Source organism: Neorhizobium sp. S3-V5DH, assembly GCF_004343065.1.
Taxonomy (GTDB): domain Bacteria; phylum Pseudomonadota; class Alphaproteobacteria; order Rhizobiales; family Rhizobiaceae; genus Neorhizobium; species Neorhizobium huautlense.
In genome coordinates, this window is sequence record NZ_SMCL01000020.1 from 44,685 (window position 1) to 65,778 (window position 21,094).

Below are 21,094 nucleotides of genomic sequence, written 5' to 3' on the forward strand. Positions count from 1 at the left end.
GTCACGCGCGGCGCAGGGGATGGCGCCGCGCGTGCGGTCACATCAGGATTTGGAGGGGATCCGAGCGACCATGCGAAGCGAGGTGGTCAACTCCTCCATCTGCAGCCAGGGGCGCATCCAGGCCACCGCATTGTAGGCTCCGGGTTTTCCGGGAACCTCCTGCACGGTGACTTTGGCCTCCCTTAGAGGGTACTTGGCTCTCGATTCTTCGCCCGCGTCATCGTTCGCGTTGACATAGTTCGAAATCCAGCGGTTGAGCCAGGCTTCACAATCTTCTGCTTCCATGAAGGAACCGATCTTGTCGCGGCCCATGACCTTCAGGTAGTGAGCAAAGCGCGAGGTCGCCATCATATACGGCAGGCGGGCAGAAACGGCAGCGTTTGCAGTTGCCTCCGGCCGGTCGTAGAGTTTGGGCTTATGCGTGGTCTGGGCCCCAAAGAACACAGCATAATCGGTGTTCTTGTAGTGGCAGAGCGGCAGAAAGCCGAGTTTGCCCAATTCGGCATCCCGACGGTCCGTAATGCCGACTTCCGTCGGGCACTTGAGATCGAGATCGCCATCATCACTGGAGAAGATGTGCATCGGCAGGCCTTCCACCTTGCCGCCGTTCTCGGCACCGCGGATTGCCGTGCACCAACCGCTCTTGGCGAAAGCCTCCGTCAGTCGCGTTCCCATCACGTAGGCAGCGTTCATCCAGCAATAGGAACCGTGCGGCAACTCACCGGTCTTCGATCCGTTCGTCTCGTCGTAGTTGAATTCGTCGATCGGGCTGGTCTTCGGGCCATAGGGCATGCGGGCGAGAACACGCGGCAGGGCCAGAGTCACGAAGCGGGAATCGTCGCTGTCGCGCAGGCCACGCCACTTTGCATATTCGGCTGTTTCAAAGATCTTCTCGAGGTCACGGGGTTTGGCGAGTCCTCTGAAATCCTCAAAGCCGAACATGCGTGGGCTTGCCGCCGAGATAAAGGGCGCGAAGGCTGCCGCGGCAATCGAAGAGATGCCCTGCAGAAGCTGGACATCCTCGAACGAATTGTCGAATTCATAGTCGCCGACGAGTGCGCCCATGGGCTCGCCGCCAGGCGTTCCGAATTCGTCCTCGTAGACTGATTTGAAAAGCCGTGACTGATCGAACTCGACCGCCTTGGCCAGATCTTTGGAAATCTCCCGCTTCGAGGCGTTCAAAACCCGGATCTTCAAGTTGGCGCTCGTCTCGCTGTTTTTGACGAGATAGTTCAAGCCCCGCCAGGTGCCTTCCAGCTTGAGGAATTCGGGAGCCTGCATGATGGCGGCAAGTTGCTCGGAGATTTTCTTGTCGATCTCCGCAATGGCATTGTTCAGGGTGATCGTCAGATTGCGATCATAGGTGACGGTGCCCTTGAGGGCCTGGTCTGTCAGGGTACGCAGCAAGTCCTGGGCTCGGTTGGGTTCTGTCTGCCGGGTGGCAGCGACGACCTTTGAAAGCAGATCCTGATCCGGAGCGAATCCGACCTCTTCCTTCGTCTGCAATTGCGTGTCAGCGCTCATGTCGTGATCCTTTTTTTGAGAGCCGCGGTTTTGAAGGACGAGGTCCTTTCCCGAGAAGACCGTTGCTCAACCAAAGAGAAGCAAGAATTTGAAGATGCCCGGGTTTCCGGCCCGCACATCCCTCATTCAATTGACCGGGTTCTTTTTTTCATCGGCTTTGTTGCCGCCAAGCTGAGCAACGAGTTGAGAAAGATCCGCCTTGTTCTGGAGGATGTCCTCAAGGAGCCGCTCCAGCTCCTCGGAGCGATCGGCCTTGCTCATCAGGTCCCGCAGTTCGTTTCGTGCATCCAGGAGCCCTTTCAGCGCCGGCACCTGATTGACGATCGAGCCAGGCTCGAAATCTTCCATGCTTTCGAATTTCAACGAAACCGGCAGCTGGGTTCCGTCGTTTTGCAATGTGTTGTCAACCGAGATGGTAAGGCCGGGTGTCATGCGGCGCATGACATCATCGAAGTTGTCACGGTCGATCTGCACGAACTTGCGTTCGCCGAACGGCTTGAGGGGCTGCGTCGGATTTCCGGAAAAGTCGCCGAGAACCCCTACGACGAAGGGTAATTCCTTGATCACCATCGCGCCTTCGGTTTCCACCTCATATTTGATGTGGACCCGCGGTTTGCGCACCCGTTCCAATTTTTCATGCACACTTGCCATTAGAATTCTCCTTAATGCCGTCGGCGGATCGCGATTTAGGACTGTAAAACTGATGAGCGGGCCATGCCCTCATGATTGGAAGAAGGTTCAGCCTCCCCGTTCAGCCAGAGGCTTGATCCCGGCCGCCGAGAGGACGGCATTGCGCGCCTGCTGTTCCGGAAGCAATTCAGCAAGAAGCTCCGAAAAATCCATCCGGGCCCGGCGGACGAGCGTCTCTATCGACATCGAGATCGGAGAATGTGGCTCGGTCCGACGAAAATAGCGGGCAACGGACGTCAGAAGCTCCAGCGCTTCCTCGCGTGAGCGGATCGACTCCGCAGGGGGGATACGCATCGGGATTGATGATTCTTCTGCCTGATTGGCATTCGCCGCCTTCAAATCGGGACCTGCCGTGAACGGCTCCGCCGCGTCTGGGGCGCTGAGACCTGCAATGATCCTGATTGCGGACGCGGCCTCATGTAACACTCTGCGTGTATTCGAGCTAGGCGGGGCATGCTCGCCGCAGCGAGTGTCAAGTATTTCGACCAGGCGATCGAAAGCAGCGATGCATTCCATGAGAACATTCAACTGGGCAGACATTCGTGCGACACCGGCGTCTGCTGCGGCCTGCTGGAGTTGCTCCCGGCGGGACTCTTCACCTGCGCGTTGTGACAGCTGAAAATCCCAAAGCGACAGTTGCCCGAATTTTCCGCCCGGAACCAATGAAGTCAGTCGGATCGCCTGAATAATCGTGCCTTCTCCACCGACACCATTGAGGCCGGCGAGCGGGGCGAAGCGCTCGTCAAGGTCCTCGTCTCCGATCGAATGAAGTGCATCAAAATAGTTGTCTAAAAGCGACATAATCGCGATGTAGACATCGCGCAATCCTTCAAAGCCCCGGAGCCTCAATTGGGCCTCTGCAAGCCAAGCCAATACTTCGATATCTTTACTCTGAGAAGAAAGAATGTGCAACCCCAGATTGCTAACTTCACTCCATTCAGGAGAAACACCAATAATTTCCCCTGGCGCCATGCCGCGTTCTGCGGTCCTTGCAGCGCTCCTCGCGTCCTTAATTCTATAGTATATTTGCCGCAAAGAAGTATTATTGCGCAGATTTTCTCCGCAAGGTCTGTCTTCCGCAAGTGGATCTACTATTGCGAGGACATTCACTCTTCATTTTCCCCCTAAAATCACCGGGTCCAGTACGTTATGCGGTATCTTGTTGCGCCTATACTGGCTTGTCAACCGTGCTGGAAGCATGACAAATTTATGACTTCTCCCGATTCCAGCAATTTTGCAAATAGCGCGATTTTTGATCTGGACAAGCCCTGGTTACCGCCCTAGTTGTTGCCTCGCATCTAAGAGAACGCTGAATTTCGACGCAAAAGACAGGGCTTGGCGGATGTCAAACATCGACCTCAATCGTCTCATCAGAACGCTTGAGCCAAATCTGCGTGTCGGTCTTGAGACAGCCGCTTCGCTTGCGGCCAGGCAGCAGCACGCCGTGGTCGATATTGCCCACTGGCTCCGGGCGATGCTTGATCTTCCTGCGTTTTCGACCTTTTTTGAGGACCTCGGACTCTCCTGCACCGCACTGCGGCAAGAGCTGGACATGGCGGTTGCCGACATTGCCCGTGACGCCGGAGGTTCGCTTGCGCTATCTCAGAATTTGCTGTTGCTGGGGCGTGAAGCTTGGCTGATTGCGTCGCTTCAATGGGGCCGCAACGTGGTGACGTTGCCCGACCTGCTGTTTGCGCTGGTCGACGACCAGACCTTGCGTACCATTATGCGCGGCGTGGCTCCGTCCTTGCGTGGTCTCGATCGAGCCATGCTCGAGGACCAGATGCGGGAGGCGAGTGCCCCCAATCCGGATGTGGCCGAGCCGGTGTCGATGACGCCGGTTTTTTCATCCGGCGAGAACGAGTTCCTGCGGCTCTACACCCGCGACATGACGGGAGATGCCGGCGCCGGACGGATCGACCCGGTTATCGGCAGAGATCGTGAGCTGCGTCAGATCATCGACATTCTGACGCGGAGACGCCAGAACAATCCTATTCTGGTGGGCGAAGCCGGCGTCGGCAAGACGGCGGTGGCGGAAGCCCTGGCTCTGGAAATCGCGGCTGGGAACGTGCCCGACCGGCTCCGGAATGTCAGGCTCCTTTTGCTCGATCTCAGTCTGTTGCAGGCGGGCGCGGGGGTCAAAGGTGAATTCGAGCGGCGCCTGCATGGTGTGGTCGACGCCGTCAAGGCGTCACCGGAGCCGATCATTCTGTTTATCGACGAAGCGCATGGATTGATTGGGGCCGGAGGGCAGGCCGGTCAGGGTGATGCGGCCAATATCTTGAAACCGGCGCTGGCCCGCGGCGAACTGCGTACGATCGCGGCGACCACCTGGAGCGAATACAAGCGCTTCATCGAGAAGGATCCCGCGCTGACCCGACGATTCCAGACCGTGCATGTGCAGGAGCCGGACGAGGAAACCGCGATCCGCATGCTGCGCGGGGTCGCGGCAAAGCTCAAGGCGCACCATCGGGTGCGCATCCGTGACGAGGCGGTGGTTGCGGCCGTACGGCTTTCGGCACGTTACCTGCCGGCCCGGCAGCTTCCCGACAAGGCAATCAGCCTGCTGGATACCGCTGCGGCCGCGGTTGCACTTGCTCGGCAGACCAGGCCGGAGGCGCTGCAGCTGCTCCTGAATGAGCGTGATCTGCTGGATGCCGAGGCGGACTGGCTGGCAGGGGAGCCGCAGACACCGCAGGCCGTCGCCCGACTGACAGAAATTGCCGGAGCTCGCGACGAGATCGCGACCAGGATTGGCGCCGCGCAGGCGAAATTCGACGAGGAACTGCGGCTCGTGCGCGAAGCCGACCGCCTCGAAGAAGCTTTCTCCTCGGACGCTGCCGTCCTGCCGCTCGCCGCATCTGAAGACGAAGCGAAAAACACAAACGTTGCCTCCTTTCCCTCGCATGCCATGACGCTGGAGGGTGCGCGAGCCGCATTGACCGCGGCCGAGAGAGGCCTTGCTGCCGCTGCTGGGGAGACCCCGCTTGTTCCGCGTGTGGTCGACAAAGATGTGGTGGCGACAATTCTTGCCCGATGGACCGGAATCCCGGTCGGAAAGCTCCTGTCGGACCAGATCGAGACGGTGAAGACGCTGGATGCGCGGCTCAAGGAGCGGGTGCTTGGCCAGGACTATGTGATCGATCGGATCGCATCTGCCATGCGCGCCGCCCGGGCCGGTCTTTCCGATCCGCGCCGGCCGCCGGCCGTCTTCCTGCTGGTTGGCATGTCAGGCACAGGCAAGACCGAAACGGCGCTTTCGCTCGCAGATATCCTCTATGGCGGCAGCCAGTATCTGACGACCATCAACATGTCCGAGTTCAAGGAAGAGCATAAGATCTCCATGTTGCTCGGCTCGCCGCCGGGTTACGTCGGATACGGAGAGGGGGGCGTTCTGACCGAAGCCGTGCGCCGGCGTCCCTATGGAGTGCTGCTGCTGGACGAGGTCGACAAGGCGCATCCCGGCGTCCAGGAGATCTTCTACCAGGTCTTCGACAAGGGCACGCTTCGAGACGGCGAAGGCCGCGACATCGATTTCAAGAATACGACGATCTTCATGACGGCGAATACGGGGTCTGAACTTATGGCAGCCCTCTCGGCTGATCCTGAAACGATGCCCGAGGGTGAAGCGCTGGAAGCGTTGCTGTTGCCGGAACTGCAAAACCACTTCAAACCTGCATTTCTCGGACGGACCACCGTGCTGCCCTTCATGCCGCTCGGCCGCGAAACCTTGTCGGGCATTGTCGACATCCAGATCGACCGCATCCGCGAGCGCGTAAGCTTGGCTTACGGCTCGGACCTCGTGCTGTCGCCGGAAGCGCGCGAAGCGCTGATTTCCCGGGCGAAGATGAGCGAGATGGGCGCGCGTATGATCGAGGTCATGATCGCGCGCGATCTCTTGCCCATGCTTTCGACCGTGTTCCTCGACGCGGTTTCAGAGGACCGCAAGATCTCAGAGGTTATCATCAGTTACGACGGCCAAGGGTTCGGCATCCGCGCCGAAAACGCGCCAGTTCGTCCCCAATTCGCCGACCCAGCAAAAGACCGGCAGGCGGATGAAGAAGCCCCGAAGCGAAAGCGCTCTCGGGGAGGAGCAGCAAGAAAGGCCAATGCGCCTTAGCAGCAACTAGGCAATCATTACAGGAGAGCTGATAGCATGCCGATTTATCTGCAGATCGACGGTATTCAGGGCGACGCGACCCACGAGCAGCATCGCAAGTGGATGGATATCGAAGCCATTCACTGGAACGTTTCCCGCAACATGAACACGTCTGCCGGTTCCGCGGCAAACCGTGAAGCTTCCGAGCCGACTGTTTCGGAAGTCATTTTGACCAAGGTCAGCGATTCCTCGTCGACCAAACTCTTCCAGGAAGCCTGCTCGGGCCGCACCGGCAAGCGTGCGACCATCCATCTGGTGACCACGGGCAACCCCGGCGACACCTATATCGAGTATACGCTGACCAATACGCTGATTGCCAGCTATTCGATCGATTCCAACGGCGATCGTCCAGTCGAAACGTTGAAGCTGAACTTCACCAAGATGGAAGTGAAGTACACGCCATACGACGACATGCATTCGCCGCAGTCGCCGATGATCGCCTCCTACGACCTCGCCACCACCAAGGCGGCTTAACTGCCATGTGAGCTGGGCGCTGGCGGATTCGCCGGCGCCCCCGTCAACATTCATCGAGGAAACGGAGCTGACGATGGCTGGACTGGCAGTGAGCCCCGATGGGCGAATGATCGAGAACGAGGAAGAAGGCCTGAGGATCGCTCTGTCGGCCACACAGCTTGCTGCGGTTCTGGAAAATGAAACCATCGAGCCGGAAGGGACAATCGGCAATCGCCTCATCGGAGGCCTGCGCCTTTTGGGTTGTGGAGCCGAGCTGGTTGGAGCCGGCGCACTGCTGGCGGCGCCCGAGCCTACAATGCTCACGAAGGCAGGTGGGGTCGCACTTGGCGCCCATGGGGTTGATCAATGTATTGCCGGGGGCAGGCAGATATGGACGGGTCGCGATGTCCGTTCATTTGCCGACCGCGGCGCAAGTTCGCTCGCAGAAAGCTTGGGAGCGTCTCCGGGCGCGGCGCGCAATGTGGGCCTCGCAGCAGAAATCCTGGTCCCGGTCAGCGGAGCCATTCTTGCCAATGCGGTACGCACAGGCGCTATCAGGGCCGGACGCATCTCCTTGATGCGGCATGAAGCCGTGAGTGAAGCGTCCCGCATCGGTGGACATACGATCAGAAAACATGTTGGCTGGACCGAAGCGCAATTGCGGCAGCGGCTGGCGGAGACGGCTAATATGCGGCGTCCGCCGCAGATGATTTCGACATTCGACGACGTTGCAATGGCCGAGCGGGCAATCAGCCGCGGGCTGCAGGCGCATAAGGTGGCCATCCAGTCCTGGGCGCGATCCGGAGCCAGAACCAACCTTCCACTGGAGTATTCTGCCGGACGCGAGGTGGGATTTGGTATTGAACGGGCATCCGGAAAGGCACAGCGTCTCAGCCGGATAAAGATCGTCCTGAAAAAGGAAACCTATAACGGCATGCCTTATTACATTTTGACCGCGTATCCGATCTGACATGGCAAACGACGAATTCGAATTTCTCCGGCAGATGATCGGCGGCTATCTACACCAGGACATGGACTTGGAGGCAGATAGCGTGCCGGAGGCAATTGCCGTTTTTGCAAGGCACGCGGACGCACCGATGCGCGAGGGCGTCGTCTCTGACATGCAATCCTTCATGCAACAGTACCACAACCGCGCAGCCGATGAATTTGCGCAGCGGTTTGGCCGCGATTTCACACCCGACGAAATTGGCCAATCGGTGGGAGAATTCTTTGAAATGGTGAACGCCATTCTGATCGATCCAGATTCTTATCAGCAGTTTCTCTGAAGCAAAAACCTCGCCGCCGACTTTATCTTTCCGATGAATGAGATGATCCGGATAGAAACATGAATGATCAGCCATCCTCCGCCGATTTCATCCAGGCGAGCCGCATTCTGAAGATCGTCTCGCCGCTTGGGCAAGATCAGCTATTGGCCGAACGGGTAACAATCGAGGAGGGTGTTTCATCGCTCTTCGAGATCAGGGTTTCGGCGCGAGCCAAGAAGCCGATTGTCAAGCCGGAGGAACTGATCGGCCGGCTGATGGATGTGTCGATCGAAGTCCAGCAGGGCGATGGGGAGAAGGGCAGCGCGGTGCGCCGGCCGTTCAACGGTCTGGTGACCGAGCTCAACGAGGGCCCGCCGATCACCCGCGGCTTGCGCTCCTATTCTATGGTGCTGAGGCCTCAGATGTGGCTTTTGTCGCGCCGCTCCGACTGCCGCATCTGGATGGACAAGACGGCCATCGATATCGTCGAGACGCTGTTTTCCGAACACGGCATTCCGGCCCCGGATACCTCGGGGATCATTACGCCGCCACCGCCGCAGCATTATTCGGTGCAGTGGAACGAGACGGATCTTGCATACCTCACCCGCCGTTTCGAGGAGGACGGGCTGTTCTATTGGTTCAGCCACGAGGACGGCAAACACAAGCTGCATGTGGCAGACGCCGCCTCCGGATGGCTTGGCCCCTCACCATCGGCGCAAGGAGAGGCAAAGGTCCGGTTGGCGCAGGGATCGTCGGATCGCAACCACATCAATGACTGGAGCCGGCGCTATTCCTATGTGCCCGGACAAAGGGCAGGCGCCGACTGGAATTTCGAAACGCCGCGCATGGTGCCCGGCACCATGACGCCCTCGCTCGTGCAGATGCCAGACGCCATAAAGCGCGAGCTTTACGAATATCCGGCCCGCATCTCCACGGTGGCGGAAGCCGAGCGGGCGGAAAAGCTGAGGATGCAGGCATCTGAGGCCGATCACGACCGGGTCTTCGGGACCTCGACCTCCCGTATCCTTGAAACCGGTCGTCGCTTCACGCCATACGAAGTGGCCCATCCGGAGCATCACTACGAAGAGCATGTGCTGGTCAAGGCGGTGCATATCGTCGTCGACCGCTCCTACGAGACCAATTCCAACGAACCGGAATACAGGAACAGCTTCGAGGCAATTCCCTCCCGGGTGCCGATGACCCCGCATCGTCAGACGAAGCGGCCGCGGATCGAAGGCACCCAGGTGGCGATCGTCGCGGGACCTGCTGGTGAGGAAATCCATCCGGATCAATATGGCCGCATCAAGCTGTGGTTTCCCTGGGACCGCAAGGCAAAGAAGGATGGCTCCGACACCTGCTGGGTCAGGGTGGCGCAGAACTGGGCAGGCTCCACCTGGGGCGGGCAGATCATCCCGCGTATCGGCATGGAGGTGATGGTCGCGTTCGTTGACGGCGATCCCGATCGGCCCTTGGTGACCGGTGTCGTGCCGAACCCGGCGAACGCCGTGCCCTACGATCTGCCCGCCAACAAGACGCGCATGGTGATGCGCTCGAACACCCACAAGGGGAGCGGCTTCAACGAAATGTCCTTCGAGGACGATGCGGGGCGGGAGAACATGTTCTTCCATGCCCAGAAGGACCAGACCACCCGGGTCCTGAACGATCGGACGAAACGCGTAGACCGGCACGAAGTCGCCTCGGTCGGAGGCAATCGCGCAGTGGAGGTCTCCGGAAACCAGAAACACGAGGTCGGCGGTTCGATGAACACCGTCGTCGGCGGCACAGGCCCTGGGGCCATGGCGCTGATGGCGGCCGTGCAGGGGCTTGCCGGCCAAACAGCGACGCTACTTGGTCAGGCGGGCCAGATCGCCGGGGGCGGCGGGCCGGGCCTTGCCGCATTCGCGGGAACGCTTGCTTCCTCGGCACTCGGGTTTCTGAATGCGGGCGGTCTCAGCAGTCGTCAGGGTGTCGTTTCCGGCCCAAGCCCGCGGGCTGATGCCGGCACCGCGCTGGCCGGCGCCGGCAGTGGTATCGGCGATGCGGCCTCAAGCCTCTTCCCGCTGCCCGGGATCATGAACACGATTGTCGGCTCCTTCAAATCGGACACGGTGGGCGTTGCCAGGGTTGAACAGATCGGCGTCAGCAAGGTCACCAACGTCGGCCAGACCTCCCTCGAAAAGGTGGGTAAATTCAAAAAGTTGATCGTTGGCGAAGAATTCGTCATCGAATGCGGCGCGTCCAAGTTCATCATGCGCAAGGACGGCACCGTCATCATCCTGGGCACGCATTTCAACTTCACGGCATCCGGCCCGACACAGATCAACGGCAAGGTCGTGGACCTGAACAAACCGGGTGGAGGGTTTGACGAGGCGGATCCAAGTTCGTCCGATACAACAGCAACGGGTTGAGGCGCCGATGTCGGTCGACAATCGTACGCCGTTTCCCGCACTTGCATTCCGACAGTACAATCAGTCGGGTGAGTTGCTTGGCGTGGTCGTGGCGCGGGGCACATTTCAGTTGAGCAATGGCGGCCCGCTAGTGCTGGACAGCATACAGCGTCCTCTGGTCATGTCCGACACCTACGCGGGCGATCCCCACCTGACACCCCAGCTGGCCTGCACCGACCTGGCGCCGTTCAAGCCGAACACGGATGTCACCTTTATTGGTTCGACCTTTGCCCCGGACGGCGTCAAGGCGCCATCCTGGACATGCGGCTTGAAGGTCGGTCCGGTCGAAAAGCGTCTTCAGGTCCACGGGCCACGTCTTTGGCGCGCGAAGACCCGGAAGACTTGGCGCGGCCTGATCGACCGGGACAAGGAGGATCTTCTCGAAGGTTGGGAATTGACGGAGGGAGAACCTGTCGCTCGGGTGCCAATCGATTGGCGACTTGGATTCGGGGGGCGGGTAGAAGGCGGCGAGGTGTTCGAGCGCAATCCGATCGGAATAGGCCTCGTCGACGAGACCCTCTTTCGGGAGAAGCCGGAATGGCCCGCACCCCAGATCGAAGACGCGAACGAACCTATTCGGAGCATAAGCGACCGACCGGCACCGGCCGGTCTGGGGCCGATCTCGCCTTTCTGGGAAGACCGCGTTGCGCGAGCAGGCACTTATGACGAAATCTGGCTGAAAGAACGGCACCCGCTGCTGCCGCGGGATTTCAACTTTGCCTTCTGGCAGGCCGCACATCCCGACCTGATCGCTACTCCGTGGCTGCGCGGCAATGAAGCCTATGAACTGGATAATCTCCTGCCGGGCCGCAAGATGTTTCGCGGGTATCTGCCTAATATACGGCTTCAGATCGAGATCGATCAGGGTGATGGCCCTTCACGCGGTCTGATGGTTCTCGATGGTGTGCATTTCGACATGCGGCCCGGTATCGGTCGGGTGTTCCTGACATGGCGCATCGGTTTTCCTTGGCCAAAACGGCGAGGAATGCCGAGGCTCATAGTCGCCAACACCGGTGTATCTGGAAGGATGCGCGATCATGTCTGATGATCAGCCGTTGGTTGTGGATATCGTCGGCGCAGGCAAGATCGTCGATACGGCTGCGATGCCGCCGGATGTCCTCGGTTCTTATAATGCCGCGCTGGCAAGGGGAGATGCACTTTACAGCACCGATCGGGATGCGGCGAAACGGGAATGGGCCGAAGCCGACAGGATCGCAGCGCCTTACACTCGCGAGGCCAAACGCAAGCCGCGTCCCGCCTCGCCGGATCCTGCTCCGCCTGAAATCATACCTGACGAGAAGAAGGCGATTGCGGTTTGCCTCTCCCCGGACGTCTGCAAGTCTCCGGAGAAGCCTGTGCCCTATGCGGTCTATGGGACGGCGGACAACGACTACAATTACTCGCCCAACGTTCGTGCCAACGGTGAGATCATCAAGCGGCGGGATTCAAAATTCACGACGACCTATGGCGATGAGCCGGGGGTCGGACTTGGGATCAAATCGGGAACTGTCGGCGATGTCGTGGAGCCCGTCACGTCCTCGCCGATCGTTAGAGCTAACGGTATTCCGATCCAGCGCCACGCCGATCGCTGCACCCTGAACAACGGCAATACGGAGGGCGAGTACTGTTACGTCCAGTCGATCGAGACTAAAAATGCGCCGGACGGGATGGACGACCAGAACAAGTCTTTCCTCGATCACACCAAAGAGCAGTGGGGCCATTTTTGGTCGGGCATGAAGGCGACATCCGACGAGGCATCCTTCGTGGACGGAGCCGTTAACAAGATAGGCCAGTGGTACAGTGGCGAAGCATCTATTTTGGATGATGCGAAAGGCGTCTACAACAACCTTCCGACCGGGGCGGAAATTTGGGAGGGTACCCAGAATATCGGCCGTGGCTTGGTCGATGTCGGCGGCAAAGTCATCAACGATCCACTCGGCAGTGCACAGGCGGTCGGTGACTACGTGGTTGATGGTGTCGAGGGTGCTGTCGACAGCGTCGAGAAGGGCTACGATAAGCACGGCATATCCGGAGCATTGGGCGCAGGCACCGGCGTGCTTGCGGGAATAGTTAGCCCTGGCAAGAAGCTGAAGATGCTGAAGGAAGCCGGTGAGGGGCTCGAAGAGGCCGGCGATATTGGCAAGGTTGCTCGCGAGGCCGAGCATGCCAAGAGGGCCGAACGCGCCAGCGACACGGTCGATGGCAGTGGCGGCGGACGTGTCACCAACAAAAAGAAACCTACCCGTAATCCGTGTTTGCACCTTGCCAAGGGCGATAAGGATGGAGAAGGTGATTTCCGCGGCGGTTCTTACGGCGGCACCAAGGGCGTTGGCGACAAGGATATGGAATCCAATCATATGCCGCCGAAGTCGGTTTCGCCGCTTGGCGAATACCCAAGCCCTTCGATGCAGATGGATAAGGAAGATCACCGGAAGGCGATGTCGACGGGGTCAAGTCTCGAGTCGCAGGAATGGCGTAAGGCCCAGCAGGAACTTATCGAAGCGGGTAGCTATCGTGACGCTCTTGCGATGGACATTCGCGATGTTCGAAGGATCGCGGAAGAGGGTGGCGATATAAGAAAGTACAATCAGGCTACCCGCGAATTGCTTGCATACTATAAGTGCTTGCAAGAGCACGGTTGGTTGCCCGGCAAGAAAAAGTAGGAGATCGGTATGGAGTGGGAAATTGTGTCCTTTGTCGGCATGGGGCCAATCCGTTTCGGGATGTCGCCTGAGGAAGTCGCAGGCATTGTCGGTCCACCTGATCGATCCAGGCGAGGCTTGCGGCCCGGCACCTTCAATGAGTTTCGCGGTACCAAAGCGCCGATCGTGCGTTATAACGAAAACCGCGTTAGAGAAATCGAGGCCTTCTACGATCTGGAATCGGTCACGTTCCAAGGGATTGATCTTTTCCACACCAATGGAATTGAGGTTCTTCGCCGCCTAGAAGAATTGAATGGCGATGCGAGATTGTCCGTTGGCATCATCCTTTTCGACAAGCTCGGCCTGACTGCGGGTCGCCTGGATGAAGGTCCGCGTACCGGACACTCGGTTACGGCTTTCTCATCCGGCACCTGGGACGGCAAGATGGGCGATTTCGAGAGTATCAGCTTCAAGTGACGGCGTAGTTCAATCCTCCTCCAAGCCGTGGATTCATAAAAGCGATACCGCGTAATGTATTGGGAAATCATATTCTTTGTCAGCGTGGAACCGATCCGTTTTGCAACCGCCAGCGGGAACTGATCATGGCTCTTGAGGGGCGGCTGGAAGTTTCGCTGCCAATTTTCGCCGAGGGTTGTGTTCGCCACTGAGCTATCTCGCCGTGATGGAGAAATTTCCAACAGCATGCTTCGGATCAAGGCCTCCGGATACGGGCCGTTTTTCGTCATAGATTGTGCTGAGAGAGATCAGTTTGGAGAATCTCCGATCTATGAAGTGCAACAGCGCGAAATGGAGTATGGAACAAACCGAGTTGCTGAGAGCTTCGGAGATTTTGTTCTTGCGCATGTGGATGAATACCTAAAGTATAGATGATAATTGGGGGACGTTTATTTTCTTATCCCTCGGAGGGTTTCGGATGACGGCTCATGTTTCCCTTAAAGGTCACAACCACGTATGCCCGATGGTTGAAACCTGGGCCGAAGCCGCATGTGGGCGGCCCGATCTCGGAAACACAGACACTGGTAACGGTGGAAGGTGTTCCGGTAGCGGTTGTCGGCGACAAATGCACTTGCTTGGCCGGCGGACCTGACGCAATCAGCGGCGGCTCATCCATCGTTTTTATTGAAGGCAAGGCGCTTGCGCGCATCGGCGACCCCACGGCTCGTGGCGGTCGTATCGTGGAGGGTCTCGGCTGGTTCACATCCGAATAGATTTAGCGGCATGTGGAAGATATCGGATCGCAAGGATCCGACTTCCTGGATGTCAACGGCGAGCCAATGTTCGATCGCTGCGTTGCCGCCGACGAACCGCCTCAATAAAAGCGAATGCTTCGGCTTCGGGCCGGCTTTGGCGAGATCGGGAGCATTTGGTCTGCTTCAACGGGTTCGAAACATCAAACGCTTGTCGGCGCTCGATCATTTCAGCATTCTTGTTCAAGTTGACGAGTTCAATCTGATGAAGACTACCCCGAATGATGTAGTGCCTGTTCGCCGCATAGGATAAGGCAGCGGTGACCCTAACGGACGTACGAAATTCCGTTTTATGGGTGCGCTCCGCCCCCAGTAGATCGCGGAGCTTTCAGGATTTGTTCTCGATAATACTGGCGAAGCAGAGCAGGTGAAGACGGCTCGATTCCCCCAGGGCACGTTCTCGTGGCGTCAACCGGATATGGTCCCCTGTTTTTGCTAAGATGTGCGACTGGTGAAATTGGCCAGTCGGGGGATTACCATGCCTCTATAAAGTCGCCCATCCCGATCATCCTTATGAGGAGCATGTGCAGCAGAAGGCCTCGGCGATCATGTCCGAAAGCCCGGTCCCGTACACGATCGTCGCCTACCAGTCTGACGGCGCCAACACCGCCTCTTCTGTTTTCATGACGGGGCAGCGCGCCCACAAGCAGAACTCGGTCGTGACCCGCTGCACAGGCGACGAGCCGGTCGGTCTCGGCGTCAAGTCGAACACCGTTTCCTCCGTCTGCCACCGCAAGGGGCATTCCAAGAACGTCCGCATCGAAGGCCAGTGGGCGACCCGCCACGGCAACGAATGGTGGATGAACAATCGCAACACCGTCGAAAAGCTGGTTTGGCCGAAGCACAATCTGTCGTACGATCCGACACCTCCTATCCAGCATTCCGCATCGCCGGGGAACGGGTCCGCTGGACAAAATCCCGGCTATTTCGCCGACATGCTTGTCTTCACAGATGCCGAGCGAGGGATTATCCGCGAAGCGCAAGAGGCGATAGACAACGGGTCCGATCCGCAGGAAGTGCGACGGTGGGCGCGCGAGCAGATCGAAGCGGAACGCCAGCGGGTAGAGGAGGAAACGCACGCTGCGCCGATACCGAACACCCGAACGGAGGGCAACGTTTCCGTGAAAGGGCGTCGCCGGTGTCGGCGCAACTGCGGGCTGCGGAAGTACCAAGAAGGTTGCGCAGATGCGCTGCCCTGTACGACTCCCCATCACGTTGTCCCAGACAGGGCGTTTCGCACTCTTAGTGGAACCCTTTATAGGGCAGGGTGCCGCATGCGGATGGCTCAGTATTTGCGTCGAGGGAGCTACTCCAAAGGTTTCTGGACCCGATGCTAACGAGCACGGCTTGATTCACGGGATTTATAATGCTGAGGAGCGCCGACTCGGCCCGGCTGGAAACCCAAAAGGCACTGCCCGGTTGGAAGACTTGGAAGTAGCTGGTGTGGAGGCGGTAGCGGCACTACCGGCTGCGATCCGGTGATTTGCTGGCCCAGCTTCAAAACTATCACAGGAGCGAACGGGAGCTGTCGGGAAGTGATCTTTTCCGAGCCGACCCGACTGGTAGAATTCCCGTGGATTCGAGTAGTGTCGGACGAGGTTCCGGCCGCGCCGGAAGCCGTAGCGGTATGCAGGAGATAACTATGGTTGTGCCCGTCAAGTTTGTTTCCGCCTGCGCCGTCAGTGACACGATGGCGATGATCGCGACGATCCCCGATGCAGTGGAGGGCGACGCAAAATTCACGCGAATCTACTATCTGAACTTGCAGACGGATGAACTGTGGCACTACGTGGACTGGCCGGATCACGAAGTGGTCTCCGTCTGCCTGCTTCGCGCCACTGAGGACCGGCCGCGCGCCGGATGCGCGATGACGGGAGGCGGCCGGATCGAAATCGCGAAGTCTCAAGGCGCGACCTATGAGGACATTCCTGGAGCTGGCCTGGAAGGTTCGCGGGGCTTAGGAGACCTCACGAAGATCAAGGAGATCGGCTCCCGTTTGTTTGCTTGTGGCGGTATGGGGCAGGTCTATCGGCGCGACCCGCAAGGCTGGGTTGCCATTGACGATGACATCGTGGGTGCGGCCCGGAGGCTGCTCGAGGCTGAACCTGACGGCGGTTCAGACCGAGCAACGCAGATGCGTCAACGCGTTGAAAGACCGCGTGCACTGCCAAATTTCAATGCTATCGACGGTACGAGCGAAAACGACCTCTATGTCTGCGGACTCGGCGGGAACCTTTACCACTACACGGGTAGCTGGGAAAAAGTCGACATTGGCAGGCAAAACATCCTTACTTCGATTCACACCGTCTCCGCGGAAGAAACCTGGGTTGCGGGCCAGGATGGTCTGGTTATGCGAGGCAGTGCGCGCGCCGGATTTCAATCGATCGGAATGCTCTTTCCGGACAGCTATGTCTGGTCGGTCCGGAGGTTCCGCGGCGAGACTTATTTAGGCACTCTGCACGGCCTTTATCGACTGGTCGGTGACCGCGCGGTCCTGGTCAAGTCGGAGGGCCTGGACGACAGGACACACGTTATCGCGATGGATTCCGTGGGCGACGATGCCATGTGGATCGCCAGTGATCGACACGCATTCCTGCACGACGGTGCAGGAATAAAAATTTATCGTCACGGCGACAATCCCTGATGTCGAGGAATATTTCCGAATGACGCCAGGTACACCTGTATCACTCGGAAATGGGGTTGCCGTTTCGGGCCGGTTTCTCATCATCGTCGGTTTTCCCGACGAGACCGCCGGACGCGACGAGGGACTGACGAGGATTTTTTACCTCAATCTCGACAGCGCCACGCCTTTCACCTATCAGGACTGGGCAGGAGAGACCGTCGTTTCCGCATGCCTGCGGCGGCAGCGTGGCGCCGTGCGGCGGGCGGGGTGCTTCCTGTCCGAAGAAGGCCGCGTCGAAATCCTGAACTCGGTCGAGCATTTGAGCGAGACTATCTACGAAACGTACGGATCGTTCCGCTCCATTCAGGAAATAGGGCAGACGCTATTTGCATGCGGGTTTGGCGGCCAGCTCTACCAACGAGCCGACGGCGGCTGGAAAGCCATAGACGGAGGCTTGCGGGATCAGTCCAGCCAGCTTCTTGATCGGCAATTCGGACTCGGCGACTTCAGCGGGCAGGCGCGCCCCAGTTTCGATGAGCAACTCAGCCTCGGTGAGGAAATTCCCAACTTCAATTGCGTCGACGGCTCAAACGAAAACGATGTCTATGTATGCGGGCTGGACGGCGTCATCGGCCATCACGACGGCACCACGCTGAAGCTGCTCGAGTCTCCTACCGGAGGGCACCTGCTCGACATCCATTGTGTGAACGCGGACAAGGTCATCATGTCCGGCTACCGACAGACACTGCTGGTGGGGAACGCCCGCGACGGCTTCAAGGTGCTTCATGAATCCGACCGAGATATCAAGCTCTATTCGGTCCGAGAATTCCAAGGGGAGATTTATGCCGGGACGACCTCGGGACTGCGGAGGTTCCGGGGTGGAAAGTTCGAGTTCGTGATTGATCCCGCTACGCACTTCGGCGAGACCACCGTCATCCAGCAGATCGACAGCGTCGACGACAACTATCTCTGGATCGTCGGCGACCGGCACGTCTTTCGGTACGACGGCAAGACGGTTGAAAGAATACAGCATCCTGACAACTGATATCGCTGTTTCCGACGGCACTAAAGAGAGTGGCTGAAAACGAGAAATACGTGGGCAATTTGGTCGAAGCCATAATCCAGAGCGAGGAGATTGAGCAGCAGGATTGGGAGGAGTTTTCTCTTGTTCTAGTCTTCGAGGATGACGACATTAACCAAGCTTATGGATATTCCTACGACAGAAGCGGCGAGTGGGAAGCTATAGCCGTCAGGCCTCGTCTCATTAGATCGGAAGCGTGCGACTACCGTGAATGGCTACGGCAGGACGATAAAAAGGGAGTACTAAAAATGCTCCTCCAATTCAACAAAGCTAACGGCAAATTCAACGTTGATTTCGAATATGAAAACTCAGTGCGTTGGCAGGTCACGCCATGGAACATAGACACAATTGTTGATGAACTGCGCCCTAAACTGGGAGGTTAGCGTGCCAGCTTTCCGTGGAGCGCTGGAAGGCCGTGGACGTCTGTCTCGCGAGCGGCGCCAATATCATCTGAAGCGAATTTTAACCGCGGTTCTTTCAGACGAAAAGCTGGAGGATCCGCGATGGAACTCAATATCGGTGGTGTTCTCGATGCCCAAAGGAGGACGAAACTTTGCTAATGCCGGATACGCATACAGCGAAGGCCGAGACTGGTGGGCCGTAAGCTTTCCCGTAACTTCAGTGCGCGAATCCGTAGTCGATTTTCTGGAGGAGAAGGTCGGCGGAGTACCGGACGGCCTCTCTCGCGTGTTGCTGCAGTATAACAGGTCAACACAACATGCACTTTTGAGCGTCGAACTTGAGGAGCCTGAGCGGTGGGATTTGTCCCCGGAGAATGCCCGGGAAAAGATAGAAGAGGTACGCCCAAGCGTCTGAAGCTGAGAGTATTCTTTCAACGGATCAAGTGGAAATATGTCTTCATACGTTTCCCTCAAAGGTCACAACCACATTTGCCCGATGGTTGAACCCGGGCCGAAGCCGCACGTTGGAGGCCCGATCTCGGAAGCACAGACACTGGTAACGGTGGAAGGCGTTCCGATAGCGGTTCTCGGCGACAAATGCATTTGTTTGGCCGGCGGGCCTGATACGATCAGCAGCGGTTCGTCTATCGCGAAGGTAAGGCGTTTGCGCGCATCAGCGATCCCACGGCTCATGGCGGTCGTATCGTAGAGGGTCTCGGCTGGTTCACATCCGATTAGGTTTCGCGGCATGTGGCGGATATCGGATCGCAAGGATGCCGACATTCTGGATGTCGACGGCGAACCAATGTTCGATCCCTGCGCTGCAGCCCACGGACCGCTCAAGAAAGGCGAATGCGTCGGCTTAGTGCCGGCTGACCCTTTCTACGAAGAGGGGGGCGATCGTGGGGAGTTGGGGTGCGAGTTCAGCAGCATTTTTGGTTGATGGGACCTTCCCTTCCCTGCCTTTTCTCGCCAATGAATTCCCGCTACGACAAGTTCTTTTGCGGATGGATCGTCTGCCCTTGCTTGAGCATCTCGACGAAGCTCTCGATCTTCTTCCGGCGGCCTGCCTCCGTTTTCATCTTGTGGACTTTAAAGGCGAGAGCGAAACGGTTTTGTGCGCTGAGCCGGCCAAACATTTCCTTGGCCTTCGGCTCGGCGTCGATCGCCGCCTGAAGGTCGTCGGGAACCTGCATATCCTTGCCGCTGGCATAGGCGCGCTGCCAGCGTCCGTCCAACTTTGCTGCCTCGACTTCGCGCAGTCCGTTCCTAGTCATACGCCCTTCGTTGATCAGGCGTTCGACGTTCTCGACATTGATCTGGCTCCAAATGCTTTTCCTGCTCCGCGGCGTATAGCGCTGCAGAAAGCTCTTCTCGTCCAGTCTTTTCCTGATGCCGTCGATCCATCCCGGCACAGCACGACGTCAATCGCTTCTTTGGGCGTTATTGATGGAATGCCGGAATTCACCTTGAAGATTCGTATCCAGATTTCGGTGGCATTATCGTGGTTCTGGCCAAGCCAATTGTAGAAAGCGTCAGCATCCGGAAATTCGCGGATTTTCTCGGGGTCGACGGTAACAGGTGGCATGGAACGATCGTCTCCTGGTGCAAGTGATTTGATCAAGATCCCCATGTCTGCAACACGCTGGCAAAAGCGGCGCCCTGAGAGCGGCTTCCCTTCGCCGGATGTTGCCTAGGACGAACTCTCCAGACGATAGCGGGTGCCGGGGTAGAGAAGCCGAACGGATGTGACGATCCGGTCTGCGGACCAGGTGCGCCGGCGGATCAGCAGACAGGGCTCGGAACGAGCGATCGCCAGATGTTTGCATTCCCACGGTTGCGGAAGCACGGCCTCGACGAATTGTTCCGTATGGGAGATCGGTGCTATCAGCGTCAGATAGGCATTGGGCGTCGTTTCCTGAAAATTCTGGGTGAGATAATCCGGTGCCACGGCAGGGTTGACGAAGCGGTCCTCCAGTTGAATCGGCACGTCATCTTCGTGATGCAGGATGACGGAATGGAAGGCCGGCATGCCAACTTCGATCTTCATGGCTTCCGCAAGCTCATGACCGCAGACCTCGGTCTGGGCGAGGATGACCTGAGGTCTGTGGGTGGAACCCCGCTCCGCAATTTCGTCGGCGATATTGCGGACGCCCATAAAGGGTGCGCTTCGCTTCTTGCTGGCCACGAAGGAGCCGCGTCCCTGCACCCTGACGATCACGCCTTCCATGGCAAGTTCTCTCAAGGCGCGATTGGCCGTCATGCGGCTGACGTTCAGCGTCTCGGCGATTTCATTCTCGGAAGGCACACGGTGATGCGCCGGCCATTCGCCGGTTTCAATCCGCTTCTTGATGTCTGCTTTTAGCCGCTCATAAATAGGAAGCTCGCGTGAACCCGAAGCCTGGATGGTCTGGTCGCCCTCGGGCATGCTCGGTTCTCCTCCGTGATGCCGTCATGTGCATACAAAATACGCATCGAAAATAAAGCGTAAAGTTTTTGCAGGCCACTTGCCCCCTTTCAAAAACTCTGCCATGTTCCCTA

The 21,094-nt window shown here is 58.3% G+C and carries 19 protein-coding genes and 1 pseudogene; 15 read left to right on the forward strand and 5 right to left on the reverse strand.

Translation table 11 applies throughout. The features are described from left to right. Positions 1-42: 42 nt before the first annotated feature. From tssC to tssA, 3 genes are all read right to left on the reverse strand, one after another. Positions 43-1,524 (reverse strand): type VI secretion system contractile sheath large subunit, encoded by a 1,482-nt coding sequence (gene tssC / locus EDE09_RS21965; RefSeq protein WP_112797081.1) that lies wholly within the window; start codon positions 1,522-1,524, stop codon positions 43-45. 126 nt (positions 1,525-1,650) lie between these two features. Then, complete coding sequence (gene tssB / locus EDE09_RS21970; protein ID WP_132412930.1) at positions 1,651-2,175, reverse strand: type VI secretion system contractile sheath small subunit; 525 nt, start codon at positions 2,173-2,175, stop codon at positions 1,651-1,653. 87 nt (positions 2,176-2,262) lie between these two features. After that, positions 2,263-3,324: a type VI secretion system protein TssA gene (gene tssA, locus EDE09_RS21975; RefSeq protein ID WP_132412932.1), complete on the reverse strand. Its 1,062-nt coding sequence runs from the start codon at positions 3,322-3,324 to the stop codon at positions 2,263-2,265. Between the two features lie 232 nt (positions 3,325-3,556). On the opposite strand from tssA, the gene tssH reads away from it, so the two are divergent. The 15 genes from tssH (at position 3,557) to EDE09_RS22050 (ending at position 19,262) form a co-directional block, all read left to right on the forward strand. After that, positions 3,557-6,334, forward strand: coding sequence for a type VI secretion system ATPase TssH (tssH, locus tag EDE09_RS21980; RefSeq protein WP_132412934.1), 2,778 nt, complete (start codon positions 3,557-3,559; stop codon positions 6,332-6,334). Positions 6,335-6,370: 36 nt separating this feature from the next. Then, entirely contained in the window at positions 6,371-6,847 is a 477-nt protein-coding gene (locus EDE09_RS21985; protein WP_105370965.1) for a type VI secretion system tube protein Hcp, read from the forward strand. Between the two features lie 73 nt (positions 6,848-6,920). Beyond that, positions 6,921-7,796, forward strand: a complete 876-nt coding sequence (locus tag EDE09_RS21990) for an RNase A-like domain-containing protein (RefSeq protein WP_132412936.1) — start codon at positions 6,921-6,923, stop codon at positions 7,794-7,796. 1 nt (position 7,797) lies between these two features. Beyond that, positions 7,798-8,112, forward strand: coding sequence for a contact-dependent growth inhibition system immunity protein (locus tag EDE09_RS21995; RefSeq protein WP_132412938.1), 315 nt, complete (start codon positions 7,798-7,800; stop codon positions 8,110-8,112). Between the two features lie 59 nt (positions 8,113-8,171). After that, positions 8,172-10,499: a type VI secretion system tip protein TssI/VgrG gene (gene tssI / locus EDE09_RS22000; RefSeq protein ID WP_132412940.1), complete on the forward strand. Its 2,328-nt coding sequence runs from the start codon at positions 8,172-8,174 to the stop codon at positions 10,497-10,499. A 7-nt stretch (positions 10,500-10,506) separates the two neighbouring features. Then, complete coding sequence (locus EDE09_RS22005; RefSeq protein WP_132412942.1) at positions 10,507-11,583, forward strand: DUF2169 domain-containing protein; 1,077 nt, start codon at positions 10,507-10,509, stop codon at positions 11,581-11,583. Next, entirely contained in the window at positions 11,576-13,201 is a 1,626-nt protein-coding gene (locus EDE09_RS22010) for a DUF4150 domain-containing protein (RefSeq protein ID WP_132412944.1), read from the forward strand. The genes EDE09_RS22005 and EDE09_RS22010 overlap by 8 nt, the downstream gene beginning before the upstream one ends. 9 nt (positions 13,202-13,210) lie before the next feature. After that, complete coding sequence (locus EDE09_RS22015) at positions 13,211-13,657, forward strand: hypothetical protein (RefSeq protein ID WP_132412946.1); 447 nt, start codon at positions 13,211-13,213, stop codon at positions 13,655-13,657. A 467-nt stretch (positions 13,658-14,124) separates the two neighbouring features. Next, positions 14,125-14,409 carry a PAAR domain-containing protein gene (locus EDE09_RS22020; protein ID WP_348631331.1) on the forward strand — a complete coding sequence of 95 codons (285 nt, stop codon included), beginning with the start codon at positions 14,125-14,127 and terminating at the stop codon, positions 14,407-14,409. A 563-nt stretch (positions 14,410-14,972) separates the two neighbouring features. Continuing rightward, on the forward strand, positions 14,973-15,785 hold the full coding sequence (locus tag EDE09_RS22025) for a DUF4150 domain-containing protein (RefSeq protein WP_245505221.1): 813 nt from the start codon (positions 14,973-14,975) through the stop codon (positions 15,783-15,785). Between the two features lie 305 nt (positions 15,786-16,090). Further along, entirely contained in the window at positions 16,091-17,092 is a 1,002-nt protein-coding gene (locus EDE09_RS22030) for a hypothetical protein (RefSeq protein WP_132412948.1), read from the forward strand. Positions 17,093-17,111: 19 nt separating this feature from the next. Continuing rightward, positions 17,112-18,116 (forward strand): hypothetical protein, encoded by a 1,005-nt coding sequence (locus tag EDE09_RS22035; RefSeq protein WP_132412950.1) that lies wholly within the window; start codon positions 17,112-17,114, stop codon positions 18,114-18,116. A 29-nt stretch (positions 18,117-18,145) separates the two neighbouring features. Continuing rightward, positions 18,146-18,535 (forward strand): hypothetical protein, encoded by a 390-nt coding sequence (locus EDE09_RS22040; RefSeq protein ID WP_132412952.1) that lies wholly within the window; start codon positions 18,146-18,148, stop codon positions 18,533-18,535. Position 18,536: 1 nt separating this feature from the next. Further along, positions 18,537-18,968 carry a hypothetical protein gene (locus EDE09_RS22045; protein ID WP_132412954.1) on the forward strand — a complete coding sequence of 144 codons (432 nt, stop codon included), beginning with the start codon at positions 18,537-18,539 and terminating at the stop codon, positions 18,966-18,968. Positions 18,969-19,049: 81 nt separating this feature from the next. Continuing rightward, positions 19,050-19,262 carry a PAAR domain-containing protein gene (locus EDE09_RS22050; protein ID WP_348631332.1) on the forward strand — a complete coding sequence of 71 codons (213 nt, stop codon included), beginning with the start codon at positions 19,050-19,052 and terminating at the stop codon, positions 19,260-19,262. A 277-nt stretch (positions 19,263-19,539) separates the two neighbouring features. Here EDE09_RS22050 and EDE09_RS22055 read toward each other — a convergent pair. Both EDE09_RS22055 and hutC read right to left on the reverse strand, forming a co-directional pair. Further along, a pseudogene (locus EDE09_RS22055) lies at positions 19,540-20,141 on the reverse strand (YdeI/OmpD-associated family protein). Positions 20,142-20,246: 105 nt separating this feature from the next. Then, on the reverse strand, positions 20,247-20,981 hold the full coding sequence (hutC, locus tag EDE09_RS22060) for a histidine utilization repressor (RefSeq protein ID WP_132412956.1): 735 nt from the start codon (positions 20,979-20,981) through the stop codon (positions 20,247-20,249). Positions 20,982-21,094 lie beyond the last annotated feature (113 nt).